This is a genomic window from Leifsonia sp. EB34 (assembly GCF_041260585.1).
GTDB lineage: Bacteria > Actinomycetota > Actinomycetes > Actinomycetales > Microbacteriaceae > Leifsonia.
Genome location: NZ_JBGCCV010000003.1, coordinates 89,202 through 104,294, shown reverse-complemented (window position 1 = coordinate 104,294; position 15,093 = coordinate 89,202). Strand labels below are relative to the sequence as shown.

The following is a 15,093-nucleotide window of genomic DNA, read 5'->3' as shown; positions in this document are numbered from 1 at the left end:
GCGGGGTGGGAGGCGACATTCGGCACGAATCGGGGGCGCGGGCTAGACCTCGAGGTCGCGGGGTGCGCCCGCGAAGCGCAGGCCGCTCACGCGGATGCTGCCGGCGCCGGGGGTGGGGCGCACGTCGAGCGATCCCGTCTGGGCGTCGGCGCGGAGGCCGAGGCGGGCGGAGAGGACGGCCACCGCGGCGGCGGCGGACCATGCTTGCGGGCGGCAGGCGGCCGGATAGGGGATCGGCGCGCTGGTCTGCTCGACCGGGTCGCCGGAGTGCAGCTCGGGCATCCGGTAGCCGAAGCCCTCCGCCGCGGCCAGCAGCCCGTCGGCGAGGAGGTCGGCCTCCGCGGCGTGGCCGTCGCGCGAGAGCCCCAGAATCGCGATCGCGGTGTCGTGCGCCCACACCGAGCCGCCGTGGTAGCTGAGCGGCCAGTAGCCGCCCGATTCCGTCGACATGGTGCGCAGGCCGTAGCCGGACGACAGCTCCCGCGACGCCAGCCGGCGCGCGATCAGGGTCGACTGCTCGGGGGTGAGGATGCCGGTGCCGAGCAGATGGCCGATGTTGCTGGTGACGGTGTCGACCTTGCGCTTCGCGGCGTCCAGTGCGACGGCGGGGTAGGCACCGGCCGGGTCGTCGATCCAGAACGCCTCGTCGAAGCGGCTCTTGAGCTGGGCGGCCCACTCGCGCCACTCGTCCCCGCCCTCGAGGCCGAACGCGTCGAGCAGTTCGGCGCCGCCGACCGCGGCCTCGTAGGCGTAGCCCTGCACCTCGCAGAGCGCGATCGGGCCGTCCGCGAGCGTGCCATCCTTCCACTGGATGGAGTCGCCGGAGTCCTTCCAGCCCTGGTTGGCCAGGCCGTGGCCGGTGGTGTCCACGTACTCCAGGAAGCCGTCGCCGTCGCTGTCGCCGTGGTCGCGCATCCACGTGAGCGCCGCCTGCATCGCGGGGAGCAGCTCGCGCACCTCGTCGTCGGGCAGGCCCCACTTCCACGCGTCGTGCAGGAGGCCGATCCAGAGAGCTGTCGCGTCGACGGTGCCGTAGTAGAGCGGTGGCAGCACCACGCCCTCACCCGGGATGGTGAGCGCGCCCGGGCGCAGCTCATGCATGATCTTGCCGGGCTGCTCAGCGGTCTCGGCGACGGTCTGCGTGCCCTGGAAGTGCGCCAGCACGCGCAGCGTGGACGCCGCGAGGTCGGTGCCGAGCGGCAGCAGCAGGCGAGCGGCCCAGAGCGAGTCGCGCCCGAACAGGGTGAAGAACCAGGGGGCTCCGGCCGCGAGGAAGGTGTCCTCCGGTCGCGCGGTGGTGGACATCCGCAGCGACTGGAGGTCGGCGAGCGCCCGGTCGAGCCAGGACGCGAGCCGCGAGTCGCCGGTGGCGGCACGGAACGCAGCCCAGTCGGCCGACGGCGCAGCGCCCGCGACGACCGCGGTCGGGTCGTCGACGTCGATGGTCCAGTCCAGGACGACGTGGCCGTGGGCCGGAACCTCGACCTCCCACGCGAGGGTGGCGTCCTGGCCGTCGACCGAGAGGAGTGCGCCGGGGGCGGTCAGCCGCGCCGTCACCGGACCCGAGCGGAACACGACGGCGTCGTGCCCGGTCTCGCCGCTGACGGTTTCGGCGGACACGGGGTGCTCCGCGCCCGACAGACCGGCCTTGACCGTCTGCATGGGGGTGAAGTCCGCGCGCACGGAGACCTCGACGGTCGTCGCGATCGGAGTCCGGAGGGCGTTGCGCAGCACGATCCGCTCCCGCAGGCTCCCCGCCACCACCGTGCGCGTGCGGTCCAGCCGGACGCGCGGGTCTGCCGTCGCATCGTCGATCCGCCGGGCGAGCGCGGTGAAGACGGCGCTCGCCGCGTCGGGGCCGGCGGTGGCGATGTGCTCGGGCAGCTCGCCGCCGACGGTCAGGAGGATGCGGTCGAGCACCCGGAGGTCCGAGTTGTAGAACCCGTGGATCCCGCCGCCGTCGACGGTGCCGTCCGCGGCGGACCAGGCTTGGCTGGGCGCGGTGAGCACCACGACGCTGTCGTGCAGCAGGGGTTGGAGCGGTTGGGTCATCGTGGCGTTCGCGCCTCCTCGATCGGGGATGTGGTGGCTGGGGAGTGGGTGGTCTACAGGGAGGCCCGCGAGGACCGCGGCGGTCACTCCTTCACCGCACCGTCGCTGGAGTTCATGATCCGGCGCTGGAAGATGAAGAACAGCACGGCGACCGGGATGGTCATGATCGCCGCGGCCGCGAGCTTGATCGGGTACTGGCTGCCCTGGCTGAGCTGGCCGCTCGCCAGGCCGGCGACGCCCTTGGTCAGCGTGGTGAGCGCCGGGTCCTGCGTCGACACGATGAAGTGCGCGAGCTCGTTCCACGACCCCTGGAACGACAGGATGATGATCGTGATGAGCGCCGGCCGGGCCATCGGCAGCACGATCGACCAGAACACCCGGAAGGTGCCGGCGCCGTCGATGCGCGCCTGCTCCTCGACACTGGCGGGGATGGACTCGAAGAAGCCCTTCATGATGAAGACCCCGGCCGCGTCGGTCAGCAGCGGCAGGATCATTCCGCTGTACGAGTCGTACATGCCGAGCTGGTTGATCACGAGGAACTTGGGGATGAGCAGGACCACCATCGGCACGGACATCACGGCGACCAGCGCCGCGAACACGAAGCCGCGCCCGCGGAAGTGCAGTCGCGCGAGCGCGTAGCCGGCGAGCGAGTTGAAGAACACCCGGCCGAGCGTCACGCACACGGTGACGATGGCGGAGTTCATGAACCAGATCGGGAAGTCCGAGTTGAGGAACAGCTTCGTGTACGCGGCCGTCGTCCACACCTGGGGGATGAGCGAGACCGGGTTGGCCGTCGCGTCCGCATCGGTCTTGAACGACGTCGCCACCTGGATGAGGAACGGCATGATGTACACGACCGCGAGCACGACGAGGATCGCGTAGCTGACCGACGTGGCGGCGAGGCTGCGCGTGGTGCGGCGGCGGACGGGACGCGGCGCGGGGCCGCCCGGCGAGGTCGCGGTGGTTGCGGTGGCGGGAGAGACGGTCGAGGCGGTGGCGGTCATCCCAGGCCTCCCTTCGTGGCGGAGCCGGAGGAGTTGCTCGGCGCAGTGGACGCGATGAGCAGAGCGTCGTAGGGACGCATGCGCCGCTTGGACACCGCACGCTCGCGCAGCACCCAGCGCTGGAAGATCGTGAACACCACGATGATGATGAACAGGATGAACGCGATCGCGGCGCCCTGGCCCCACTCCTGGTTGGTGAACGAGGTCTGGTAGGAGAGGTACGCCGGGGTCAGCGTGGTCTTGCTCGGCGCGCCCTTGCTGCCGGTGTAGATCTGGTCGAAGACCTGCCAGCAGCCGATCAGGCCGAGGGTGAGCACGGTGAACAGCGTCGGGCGGAGCTGTGGCAGCGTGATGCGCCAGAAGCGCTGCCAGGCGTTGGCGCCGTCCATCATGGCCGCTTCGGTGATGTCGCCGCCGAGGTTCTGCAGGGCCGCGATGAAGAGCAGCATGAACGTGCCGCTCGTGGTGAACACGGCCATGATGATGTACGCCGTCATGGCGACCGACGGGCCGCCCAGCCAATCCCACCAGGAGACGCCGAGCAGCGTGTTCTGGGTGAGGGCGGCGGGGCCGGTCGTGACGCCGAAGACGCCGAGGAGGTTGTGGATGATGCCGCTCGGGTCGTTGAACCAGTTCGGGCCGTTGACGCCGAACCAGGAGAGCACCTTGTTGACCGCGCCCGTCGTGCTGAACAGGAACAGCCACAGCACCGTGATGGCGACCGAGCTGGTCACCGACGGGAAGTAGAAGGCGGTGCGGAAGAATCCGCGCCCGCGGAGGACGGCCCGGTTGACGAGCACCGCGAGGAGGAGCGAGACGGCCGTCTGGATCGGGACGACCAGCACGACGTACCAGGCGTTGTTCTTCAGGGCCGTGCCGAAGTCCTGCTCGGCGAGCCCGCCGCCGGCCAGCAGGCTCGAGTAGTTCTTGAGGCCGACGAAGTTCACGTCGGACGCGAAGGGGCTGCCGCGCCCTCCCCAGTCGGAGAAGCTGACCCACAGCGCCATGAGCACCGGGATGACGAGGAACACGCCGAGCAGCAGGATGACCGGGGCGGTGAACAACCACCCCGAGGCGCCCTCGCCGCGCCGGATTCCGGAACGGCGAGACCGACTCGTGGTTTGCGACATGGTGGCTGCGATCCTTACTTCAGCGCTTCGAGGTTCTTCTGCGTGGCGTCGAGGATCGTCTTCGGGTCGCTCGTGGCCAGCGACTCCAGCTTGCTGTTGAGGTCGGTCACGACGTCGGCCGCGCCCTTGGCGGTCGGCACGCCCTTGGCGTAGTCGGCGGCGTTGAGGAACGGCACCAGCTCGGGGTTGGCCGACTTCCACTCGCCGGCGGCGGACTTGATGGACGGCATCGGGCCGAACGCCTGGGAGAAGGCGAGCTGGTCGCCCTTGCTGGTCAGCTTCTCGACCAGCTTGAGCGCGGCGGCCTGGTTGGGGCTGTCGGCGGCGATGCCCCAGCAGTTGGTGAACTGGAGGGTGCCCTTGCCGGCGGGACCGGCCGGGAGCTCGGCGACCTGGTACTTGATGTTCGGGTAGTCGGTCTTCATGGCGCCGGTGATCCAGTTGCCCTCGATGGTCATCGCGGCCAGGCCCTTGCCGAACGCCTCGCCGCCCCAGCCCGCGCCGAGGGTCTTGGCGTACTTGAGGTCGCCCGCGTTGAGCATCTGCTTGACGAAGTCGAGCGCCTTGACGTTGGCGTCGCTGTTCGCGGTCGCCTTGGTGCTGTCGTCGTTCATCAGGTTGCCGCCCGCCTGCACCATGAAGGAGCCGATGCGAGCGTACTCACCCGAGATGCCGAGGCCGACGTGGCCGTTGCCAGTGAGCTTCTTGGCCACGGCCTGGAGCTGGTCCCAGGTCTTGGGGATGTCGCTGCTGGCGAGGCCGGCTGCGCTCCACATGTCCTTGTTGATGATGAGCTGGAGGGTGGAGAAGTCCTTCGGCGCGCAGTAGAACTTGCCGTTGTAGGTGAAGGACTTGACCAGGCTCGGGTAGAAGTCGCTCTTGTTGGCGAGCTGGTCGCCGTACGCGAGCAGCGAGCCGTTGGAGGCGTAGCCGGCGAGCGCGTCGGTCGAGAGGTAGAACACATCCGCCGGCTTCTTCGCGGCGAAACCCTGCGAGAGCTGCTGGTTGAGGTCGCTCGCGGCGACGACGCTGGCCTTCGTGCCCGAGCTCTTCGACCAGTCGCCGACGGCGGACTTGACCGCGGTCGTCTCGGCGTCGCCGGACGAGCCGATCATGACCGTCAGCGCCTTGCTCGACGAGGTCAGCTTGCCGGTGTCGCTGCTGCCGCTGCCGCTGCCGCCGAAGCCGGAGCCGCAGGCGGTGAGGGCGAGCGCGGCCGCGGCGGCGACGGCGCCGCCCGCGAGCCAGCGGGATGTGATTCTTCGCATGTGTTTCTCTCCTTGGTGTGAGTGTGCCCGAACGGACGGGCTCACGCGGTGGGGGTGGCCGAAGTCGTGGATCGTTCGGGGTGGAGGCGGACCTGTGGAGGACAAGAGCGGCTGCTGCGCTGAGACAACCGGCTGCGCTGGGACAACCGGCTGCGCTGGGACAACCGGCTGCGCTGGGACAACCGGCTGCGCTGGGACAACCGGCTGCGCTGGGACAACCGGCTGCGCTGGATGGCCCGCTGCTCTGCGCGCATCCGACCTCCTATGGTCTCGTTCCGGGTGACACGCCCCTTTGATCGATCAAATTCAGTGATGCTACAGTGCATTTTGAACGATCAAACGGGGACGCTGTCACCATAGTCACGGCCTTCGGGACGTGTCAAGCGGGGTGACGGGCCAGCGCGAACGCGCACCGGTAAGGTCTGAGGCAGCGTCTCCGGCCGGCCCGGAGCGCGCCGGGGAAGGAACAGCATGGGCGCACAGCCGACCGTCAGCGACGTCGCCGACGCCGCTGGTGTCTCGCGGCAGACCGTCTCCAATGTGCTGAACACGCCCGCGATCGTCCGCCCGGAGACCCGCGAGCGCGTCGAGGAGGCCATCCGCTCGCTCGGTTACCGCCCGCACGCCTCCGCGCGCCGGCTGCGCACGCAGAAGAGCTCCACCATCGGCATCCGCCTCGACCCGATGACCCGCGACGGCATCTCCGGCAGCGTACTCGACCGCTTCCTGCACGCCCTCACCGAGCAGGCCGACCGCAAGGGCCTGCGCGTTCTGCTGTTCACCGCCGACGGCCCGGAGGACGAGATCGAGCAGTTCCGCCGGCTCTCCGACGCCGCGGACGTGGACGCGTTCGTGCTGACCTCCACTTTCCACGGCGACCCGCGCACGGAGTGGCTGATCGAGCACGGCCAGTCGTTCGTCACGTTCGGCCGGCCCTGGGGCATCGACGACATGACCGACCCGCTGCACCTGTGGGTGGATGTGGACGGCCGCGCGGGACTGCGGGAGGCCACCGAGCACTTCCTCGCGCGCGGCCTGCGCCGGATCGGCTACGTGGGCTGGCCCTCCGGCTCCGGCACCGGCGACGACCGCCGGGCGGGCTGGCTCGAGGCGATGCGGGAGGCGGACGCGGTGGACGAGGCGACGCTCGCGGCGCTCGAGGAGGCCGCGGAGGACGGCGTGACCTTCGGCGCCGAGGCCATGCGCCGGCTGACCGCGCGCGCCGAGGTGGAGGCCGTGGTCTGCGCCTCCGACTCGCTCGCCCTCGGCGTGCTGACGGCGACGGGAGGCCGCATCCCGGTGATCGGCTACGACGACACCCCGGTCGCGGCGTCGCTCGGGTTCTCGAGCGTGCGCCAGCCGGTGGACGAGGTGGCCGCGGGCGTGCTCGAACTGCTGACCGGGGCCCACGGCGGCCGGGTGGAGTCGTCGGTGGACGATCCCCGGCACCGGCTGGTGACGCCGCAGCTCGTGGTGCGCGAGGGCGGGAGCCTGATCGGGGCGCGCTGAGCGGCCTCCGGCGAAACGCGCTCGAAACCCGCGGCGGCGACAATGGAGGCATGACTCCACAAGAGCCGAACGTCTCCGCGCCACAAGCGCAGAACCCGGACACACCCCCGCGCATCCCCGTCACCGTCTCGATCACCCGCCGCGTCGACCCCAGCCGCCTCCCCGAGGTGACGCACTGGGTCCAGGCGGGGGTCAATCTCGCCAACACCTTCGAGGGCTTCCTCGGTTCCGGTTGGGTGCGCGCGAACGCCCACTCGCACGAGTGGCACATGCTGTACCGCTTCGCCGACGCCGCGTCGCTGGAGGCGTGGGAGGCTTCCGACGAGCGCGCCGATTGGCTGTACGAGGGCCGCGAACTGGTCGAGGTGTCGCGCGTGGAGCGCCGCACCGGCATCGAGGGCTGGTTCGACGAGCCGCAGCCCGGTGTGCCGGCCGCGCCGCCGCGCTGGAAGCAGGCGGTCACCATCTGGCTCGGCTTCTTCCCGCTCTCGCTGGCGTTCACCTACTTCACCTTCTATCTGGTGCCCGGCTGGCACCAACTCTGGCCGCTGGCCACCGTCCTCATCACGACGCTGCTGCTCACGCCGACGATGACCTACTTCCTCCTCCCCTTCGTCACCCGCCTCCTGCACCCCTGGCTCGCCCGCCGCTAGCCATCTGTTCCTCACTTTCTCCCGCCTGCTCCCGGCGTTTTGCGGGAGAAAGTGAGGAAGCGATGGCGGCGCGGGTGGGGGATGTCCCTGAGGTGACCCTGGGATTCGGGGTGCGCTCTTGCGCGGCGGCAACTCGCGATATATCGTGAATACGTCAACATCGCGATATATCGCGAGTCACCGAGTAAGGCACGACGCAAGGAGCGCGAGAGCATGGCACAGGAGAAGTGGCTCATCCAGCCCGGCGAAAGCCGCACGATCGACGTGGAGCTGGTCCGCTCCCTCAAGGTCGGGCTGCTGGGGGGCCAGATCGACATCATCGGCCACGACGAGCCGGGAGCCCGGGTGGAGGTCCACTCGGTCTCCGGCCGCGACCTCAAGGTCAGCATCGACGAGGACCGCCTCGAGATCGACCACCCCCAGCTCCGCTGGGACAACTTCATCGACGTGTTCAAGTCGATGAGGTCGAGCGCCCGCGCCGACGTCAGCGTGCTGGTCCCGAGGGACGTCGCCCTCAAGTTCGGCGTGGTCTCCGCCGGCGCGCTCATCTCGGGCCTGAAGACCGACGCCCGGCTCAGCACGGTCTCCGGGGACGTCGTGATCGACGGTCTCGAAGGCGCGCTCGAGCTCAACTCCGTCAGCGGCGAACTCTCGGCCCGCGGCCACACCGGGCGCATCACCGCGCACACGGTTTCGGGGGACGTCACCGCGACCGGCGCCATCCCGCGCTTCACCGCCGACGGCGTCTCGGGCGACATCATGGTGGACATCTCCGGCACCCCCGACGAGGTGCAGATCAACACCGTCTCGGGCGACACGACCATCCGCATCCCGGAGGCCCTCGGCGCCCGCTACCGTGCCAACACCGTCTCCGGCCGGGTCCAGCTCGACAACGTGATGGTCGTCGGATCGGCAGGAAAGGGGTACACCGCGACCACCGGAAGCCTCGACGGCTACTGGGTCGACATCACGGTCAACTCCGTCTCCGGCGCCGTCTCGGTGCTCCGCAGCTCCGCGGCTCAGCGGGAGGCGTCGGCGTGACCCCCGTCTTCGCCCACGGCAGCCTCCGTCTCTACCTGCTGAGCCTCCTGGCGGAGGAGCCCCGGCACGGCTACGAGCTCATCCAGGCGCTGAGCGACCGCTTCGGCGGCACCTACGTGCCAAGCGCCGGCACCATCTACCCCCGGCTCGCGAAGCTGGAGGAGGAGGGGCTGGTCACCAAGACGACCGACGGCCGCAAGACCGTCTACGCGATCACCGACGCGGGCCGCGCCGAGCTCGCCGCCCGCGAGCCCGAGCTGGACGCGATCGAGGACGAGGTGACCGACTCCGTCCGCCGGCTCGCCGACGAGGTCCGCGCCGGCGTGAACGACGCCATGCGCACCCTGCGCGCCGAGCTGGCTTCGGCGGCGCGGGAGGCCAAGCGCGACGCGACCAGGGTCGACCCGCGACAGGAGGCCAGAGAGGCCGGCCGCGACGCCCGGGCGGCCGCCAACGCCGCCGCGCGGGAGGCGGAGGTCGCCATCAACGAGTTCCGCCAGCAGCTCCGCACCGACCTGCGCTCCCAGGCGGCGCGCGGCGGGCTCCCGGAGAGCGTCGTGCCCCTGCTCAAGGAGGAGCTGACCCGCGTGCGGCGGGCGGTCGTCGAGGCGATCGGTCGCGGCTGAACCGCCCGGTGAGAGCGGGATTCCGAGCGATCTCCAGAAAGTCTCAGACCATGCTCATCTCGCTCCCAGTGAGGCCGATGATGAGCTCCGTCCGCCTAGAATCCGCGGCAACGGAGGCTCCGGGCGACGCCGTCGACGTGTCCGCGGGAGCGCCCGCCGGCGATGATGCAACCCGCCGATTTGACAGGGTTTTGGCAGCGAGTATTGTCGTCCCTCGTGACAAATGAGGGGAGATCCCCGAAGCGGTGGTTGATCGGAGACCCGCTTCCGAGCGAAAAACTCGAAGGACAGCTGCTCCCGAAGCACCTCGCGCTACCCATCTTCGCCAGCGACGCGCTCTCGAGTGTCGCGTACGCCCCGCAGGAACTCCTGATGATCCTGCTGCTCGGCGGGCTGTCGTTCCTGACGTTCGCCCCGTGGGTCGCCGCGGCGGTCGTGGTCCTGATGGTGACGGTGGTACTGAGCTACCGTCAGCTCGTCAAGGCGTACCCCTCGGGAGGCGGCGACTACGAGGTCGCGCACAAGAACCTCGGTGAGAAGGCGGGCCTGATCGTGGCCTCCGCCCTGCTCGTCGACTATGTGCTGACCGTCGCAGTGTCGGTCGCGTCCGGCGTGGACAACGTCATCTCGGCGCTGCCGTTCCTCGCGTCGTGGCGCGTGGGGCTCGCGGTGCTCTGCGTCATCATCCTCGCCGCAGTCAACCTCCGCGGCGTGCGGGAGTCGAGCAAGGCGTTCGCACTCCCCACCTACATCTTCATCGGCAGCATCTTCGTCATGGTCGTCACGGCGCTGGTCCGCACCGCGCTCGGGCACGCGCCGATCGCCGAGTCCGCCGGCTACACCGTGCACACCAGCAGCATCGCGCAGGCCGGGATGGTGCTGCTGCTGCTGCGGGCGTTCTCCAGCGGCTGCTCCGCGCTGACCGGTGTGGAGGCCGTCGCCAACGGTGTGCCCGCCTTCCGCACGCCCAAGATCCGCAACGCCCGCACCACCCTGGCGATGATGGGCGGCATCGCCATCGTCCTGTTCGCCGGCCTCACCGTCACCGCGCTGATCAGCGGCGTGCACTACGCGGAGAACCCCTGCGACCTCCAGGGCTGGGCGCAGTGCGCGACCTCCCCGCAGCGCTCGCTCATCGCGCAGATCGCCGCGGCGACGTTCGGCAACAACACCTTCTTCTTCTTCATCGTGCAGGCCGCCACCGCGGTCGTGCTGCTGCTCGCCGCGAACACGGCGTTCAACGGCTTCCCGCTGCTCGGCTCGGTGCTCGCCCGCGACTCCTACGCCCCGAAGGCGCTGAACACCCGCGGCGACCGCCTCGTCTACTCGAACGGCATGATCCTGCTGGCGCTCGCCGCGACGGTCCTGCTGCTCGTCTACCAGGCGAACCTGACCCAGCTCATCCAGCTCTACATCATCGGCGTGTTCGTCTCGTTCACCCTCGGCCAGTCCGGGATGGTGAAGCACTGGGTCACGATGCTGCGCGGCAGCGGCACGGACGGCGCGGCGGTGCTGAGCCAGCGCGAGCGCAGCAGCATCGTCCGCTCGCTGTGCATCAACGCGTTCGGAGCGACGCTGACCTTCGTCGTGCTCATCGTGGTCACGATCACGAAGTTCACGCACGGCGCCTATCTCGTCTTCATCTTCATGCCGATCCTCTGGTTCCTGATGCTCGGCGTGAACCGGTACTACCGGGACGTCGAGAAGGAGATCGAGGTCGACCCGGTCACCACCTTCGGCAGTGTCGGCGACCACGCGGTCGTCCTCATCGGCAAGATGCAGAAGCCGGCCCTCAAGGCGCTCGACTACGCGATCGCCGCCCGGCACGACTCGATCGAGGCGATCCACGTCTCCATCGACGAGGAGGCCACCCAGAAGCTGCAGCGGCAGTGGATCGAGCAGAACATCCACGTGCCCCTGACGGTCATCGAGTCTCCGTACCGCGAGTTCGGCCTGCCGGTGATCAAGTACCTCAAGCACCGCCGCGAGGAGCACGGCTCCGAGGTCGTGACGGTCTACCTGCCGCAGTACATCGTCGGCCACTGGTGGGAGGCGCTGCTGCACAACCACCGCGCCCGCCGCCTGAGCAAGCAGCTCATGCTGTGCCACGGCGTCACGGTGGCGCTCGTGCCGTGGCTGCTGGACTCGTCGTCGCTGATCTACGGCCGCCGCTCGCGGCCGCTGCCCGGCCAGGACCGGCGCGGCGAGCCGGTGCGCCCGGTCGCGCGGCGTCCGCTGACGCCGGCGTCGGCGGCGCGTGCGCACATCCACATCCACCCGACGCCGATCACGCTCGGTGAGCAGGCGGCCCCAACGCCGGAGCCGCTCGCCCAGCCGGGGGAGCTGTCCGTCCCGGAGCCGTCGGGCGCGCAGGAGCCGCAGCACGAACCCGCACGCTCCCAGCAGTGATCGCTTGACCTTGACGTAACGTCAACCTCTACCGTGGTGTCTGCACCCCACGAGAGGAGAGGGATCATGGTGGACGCGACCGTGGACTGGAGCATCCAGGACATCGCGCGCATCGCCGGCACGACGAGCAGGACGCTGCGTCACTACGACGAGCTCGGCCTGCTCCCGCCGAGCCGGATCGCCGCGAACGGCTACCGCCACTACGACCGCGACTCCCTCGTGCGGCTGCAGCGCATCCTCCTGCTGCGGGACCTCGGGCTCGGCCTCCCGACCATCGCCCGGGTGCTCGACGACAGGCAGGATGCGGTCCCCGCCCTGCGCGACCACCTGACGTGGCTGCGCAGCGAGCGGGAACGGCTGGCGCGGCAGATCGCGTCGGTCGAGTCGACGATCCACGCCGTGGAGGAAGGAGGGGAGATCGTGGCTGAGGAGATGTTCGACGGCTTCGACCACACCCGGTACAAGGAGGAGGTCGAGGAGCGCTGGGGGAAGGACGCGTACGCGGCGTCCGACCGCTGGTGGCGCGGGATGAGCGCCGAGGAGCGCGCCGGCTGGCAGCAGCGGCAGAAGGCGCTCGCCGCCGACTGGACGGCCGCGGCCGCCCGCGGGGTCGATCCCGCGTCGGAGGAGGCGCAGGTGCTCGCCCGCCGGCACGCAGACTGGCTGGCCGACATCCCGGGAACGCCCGGCTACGGCACCGGCGCCCCTCCGGCGGCCTACCTGAGCGGCCTCGGCGACATGTACGTCGCCGACCCGCGCTTCGCCGCCAACTACGGCGGCACCGAGGGCGCCACCTTCGTCCGCGACGCCCTCCGCATCTACGCCGAGTCCCTGTAGCGCCTCCCCCGCTCCCGCTCCATCTATTCCGGACTTGTGTACGCAACACGCCGTGCGCGGGCGTGCATAAGTCCGGAATCGATTGCTTGGGTCAGGCGCGGCGGGGGTGGGCGCGGCGGGTGCGGCCGGTGAGGCGGTCGTCGAGCCAGTGGGCGGCGATGAGGCGGGAGGGGCGCGCGGCCGGCGGCTCGGCCGGGGCGCGGTCGGGCTGCGGGCCGCGCACGAACGGGGAGTCGGCCCGCTGCACCGCCCGGGAGCGGGTGGCCGCGTCGGATTCGAGCAGGATGCCGTCTCGCACGTCGAAACGGACGGCACCCCGCTCGTCCGCACCCTCCGCGCGGAGGCCGGGGCCCTGCTCCGCCGTGCCTTCGAGCTCGCCCTCCAGCTCGGCGTCCGCTGGCGCGGGCTCCGGCAGCCGGATGGCGAAGAACGGGAGGGTGAGACTGCACAGCGGCCCGACCAGCAGCGCGAACGCGAGCGTCCCCACACCGACGTTGCCGCCGAGGAACCAGCCGATGATGAGCACCGTGACCTCGATCGCCGTCCGCACGGCCCAGATCGGGCGGCCGGTGCGGGCGTGGAGGCCGGTCATCAGCCCATCGCGCGGGCCCGGACCGAGCTTCGGCCCGATGTAGAGGCCGGTCGCGACCGCGAGCAGCAGCAAGCCAGCGGCGAACACGAGCACCTGCGCCCACAGCACGGTCTGCTGCGGGATGATCCACAGCCCGAGCTGCGCGCTCGGCCCGACCAGAAGGACATTGAGCACCGTCCCGAGCCCCGGCCGCTGCCGCAGCGGGATCCAGAACGCCAGCACGACGAGCCCGATCAGGTTGGTCACCAGCCCGAACGGGATGCCCGTCTTGTAGGACACGCCCTGCGCCAGCACGTCCCACGGCGAGACGCCGATCCCCGCCTGCACCATCAGCGCGATGGCGATGCCGTACAGGAACAGTCCGACGAGGAGCTGAGCCAGGCGGCGGGTGAGGAGAAACCGGGACATGCTGACAATCCAATCGCTCGATTGGCCTTACATCAAGATGCCAATCCGGATAAAGTGGCCCGCATGCCCGACGCCCAACTGACCGCCCGCTCGCTTGAGTCGCTGCTCGGCGACTGGCGCGGGGCCGCCCCCGGCTACCAGTCGCTCGCCGACCGCGTCCGCCTGCTGGTGCTGGACGGGCGCATCCCGATCGGCACGCGCCTCCCCGCCGAGCGCGACCTGGCGGCGCGGCTCGACCTGAGCCGCACCACGGTCAGCGCGGCCTACCGGCAGCTCCGGGAGGGCGGCTTCCTGGACAGCGTGCGCGGCTCCGGCAGCGTCGCACGCCTGCCCGGCCCGGCGCTGGCCCTGCCGATGACCGGCGGCGAGGGGATGCTGGACTTCACCAAGGCCGCTCTCCCTGCCGCGGCGTCCCTCCCGGCCGCAGCGCGCGCCGCCGCCGAGGAGCTGCCGCACTTCCTGCCGGACTCCGGCTACGACCCGGTCGGCCTCCCGCACCTGCGCCAGGCGATCGCCGACCGCTACGCCGAGCGCGGCCTCCCGACCAGCCCCGACCAGATCCTCGTCACGGTCGGCGCCCAGCAGGCCATCGCGCTCATCGCCCGCACGTTCCTGGCCCGCGGCGACCGCGCCCTCGTGGAGATGCCCACCTACCCGCACGCGACGGAGGCGCTCCGGCTGGCCGGCGCCCGGCTCCTGCCGATCACGGTCACGCCGCCGGAGGACGCCCCGCACGCCCTCGGCCCGGACGGACGTGAGCCCGTGGAGGAGGACGGCTGGGACGCGGACGCCGCCGAGCAGGCGATCCGGCGCGCGAGCCCGGCGCTGGCGTACCTGATCCCGGACTTCCACAACCCGACCGGCGCGTCCATGTCGCCCGCGACCCGGGAGCGCATCCTCGCCGCGGCTGCGGCGCACGGCACCGTCGTGGTCGCCGACGAGACGACGGCCGACCTCGACATCGACCGCGTCGGCGAGTACCTGCCGCTGCCAGCCTACGCCCACCGCAAGGCCGGCGACGCGCCCGTGCTGCTCATCGGGTCGACCGGCAAGAGCCTCTGGGGCGGCCTCCGGATCGGCTGGATCCGCGCCGACCGCCCGCTGATCCAGCGGCTGACCGCGGCCAAGCCGTCGACCGACCTGGGCACGCCCATGCTCGAGCAGCTCGTCGTCGCGCGGATGCTGCCGCAGACGCGCGAGATCCTCGAAGAGCGCCGCGTGCAGCTCGCCGCCGGGCGCGAGAGCGTGCGCCGGCTGGCGGCGGAGGTCTTCCCCGAGTGGCGCATCCCGCGCTTGAACGGCGGCCTCGCGGCCTGGATCGGGATCGGCGCGCCGGTCAGCTCGGCGCTCGCGCTCGCCGCGCGCAACCACGGCCTCCTCATCGCGGCCGGCCCGCGGTTCGGGCTGGACGGCGCGTTCGAGCGCTTCCTGCGCGTGCCGATCACGTACAGCGAGGAGGAGACGCGGCGCGCGTTCACAGCGCTCGAACGCGCCTGGGCGGTCGCCTCGGTCGAGCCCGCGCCCTACTACGACGCGGCGGCGCTCCCGAACGTCGTCTGAGGCT

At 70.8% G+C, this 15,093-nt stretch carries 12 protein-coding genes; 7 read left to right on the top strand and 5 right to left on the bottom strand.

Translation table 11 applies throughout. The features are described from left to right. Positions 1-42: 42 nt before the first annotated feature. The 4 genes from ABIA36_RS17580 to ABIA36_RS17565 all read right to left on the bottom strand — a co-directional run bounded on the left by ABIA36_RS17580 (position 43) and on the right by ABIA36_RS17565 (position 5,454). On the bottom strand, positions 43-2,052 hold the full coding sequence (locus tag ABIA36_RS17580) for a glycogen debranching N-terminal domain-containing protein (protein ID WP_369963863.1): 2,010 nt from the start codon (positions 2,050-2,052) through the stop codon (positions 43-45). A gap of 83 nt (positions 2,053-2,135) precedes the next feature. Next, complete coding sequence (locus tag ABIA36_RS17575; RefSeq protein WP_369963862.1) at positions 2,136-3,056, bottom strand: carbohydrate ABC transporter permease; 921 nt, start codon at positions 3,054-3,056, stop codon at positions 2,136-2,138. Further along, complete coding sequence (locus tag ABIA36_RS17570) at positions 3,053-4,186, bottom strand: carbohydrate ABC transporter permease (protein ID WP_369963861.1); 1,134 nt, start codon at positions 4,184-4,186, stop codon at positions 3,053-3,055. Before ABIA36_RS17570 ends, ABIA36_RS17575 begins: the two co-directional genes overlap by 4 nt. A gap of 14 nt (positions 4,187-4,200) precedes the next feature. Further along, complete coding sequence (locus ABIA36_RS17565) at positions 4,201-5,454, bottom strand: extracellular solute-binding protein (protein ID WP_369963860.1); 1,254 nt, start codon at positions 5,452-5,454, stop codon at positions 4,201-4,203. A 471-nt stretch (positions 5,455-5,925) separates the two neighbouring features. Here ABIA36_RS17565 and ABIA36_RS17560 point away from each other — a divergent pair, with 471 nt between their 5' ends. From ABIA36_RS17560 to ABIA36_RS17535, 6 genes are all read left to right on the top strand, one after another. Next, a complete protein-coding gene (locus ABIA36_RS17560; RefSeq protein WP_369963859.1) occupies positions 5,926-6,963 on the top strand; it encodes a LacI family DNA-binding transcriptional regulator in 1,038 nt (345 codons plus the stop codon). A 50-nt stretch (positions 6,964-7,013) separates the two neighbouring features. Further along, complete coding sequence (locus tag ABIA36_RS17555; protein WP_369963858.1) at positions 7,014-7,616, top strand: antibiotic biosynthesis monooxygenase; 603 nt, start codon at positions 7,014-7,016, stop codon at positions 7,614-7,616. A 213-nt stretch (positions 7,617-7,829) separates the two neighbouring features. Then, positions 7,830-8,657: a DUF4097 domain-containing protein gene (locus ABIA36_RS17550; RefSeq protein ID WP_369963857.1), complete on the top strand. Its 828-nt coding sequence runs from the start codon at positions 7,830-7,832 to the stop codon at positions 8,655-8,657. Then, entirely contained in the window at positions 8,654-9,283 is a 630-nt protein-coding gene (locus ABIA36_RS17545; RefSeq protein WP_369963856.1) for a PadR family transcriptional regulator, read from the top strand. Before ABIA36_RS17550 ends, ABIA36_RS17545 begins: the two co-directional genes overlap by 4 nt. Positions 9,284-9,448: 165 nt before the next feature. Then, entirely contained in the window at positions 9,449-11,692 is a 2,244-nt protein-coding gene (locus ABIA36_RS17540; protein WP_369963939.1) for an APC family permease, read from the top strand. Positions 11,693-11,773: 81 nt separating this feature from the next. Then, positions 11,774-12,529 carry a MerR family transcriptional regulator gene (locus ABIA36_RS17535; RefSeq protein WP_369963938.1) on the top strand — a complete coding sequence of 252 codons (756 nt, stop codon included), beginning with the start codon at positions 11,774-11,776 and terminating at the stop codon, positions 12,527-12,529. A gap of 91 nt (positions 12,530-12,620) precedes the next feature. On the opposite strand, the gene ABIA36_RS17530 is transcribed toward ABIA36_RS17535, so the two are convergent. Then, a complete protein-coding gene (locus ABIA36_RS17530; protein WP_369963855.1) occupies positions 12,621-13,529 on the bottom strand; it encodes a YitT family protein in 909 nt (302 codons plus the stop codon). A 63-nt stretch (positions 13,530-13,592) separates the two neighbouring features. Between ABIA36_RS17530 and ABIA36_RS17525 the strand changes: the two genes are divergently transcribed. After that, positions 13,593-15,089 carry a PLP-dependent aminotransferase family protein gene (locus tag ABIA36_RS17525; RefSeq protein WP_369963854.1) on the top strand — a complete coding sequence of 499 codons (1,497 nt, stop codon included), beginning with the start codon at positions 13,593-13,595 and terminating at the stop codon, positions 15,087-15,089. Positions 15,090-15,093 lie beyond the last annotated feature (4 nt).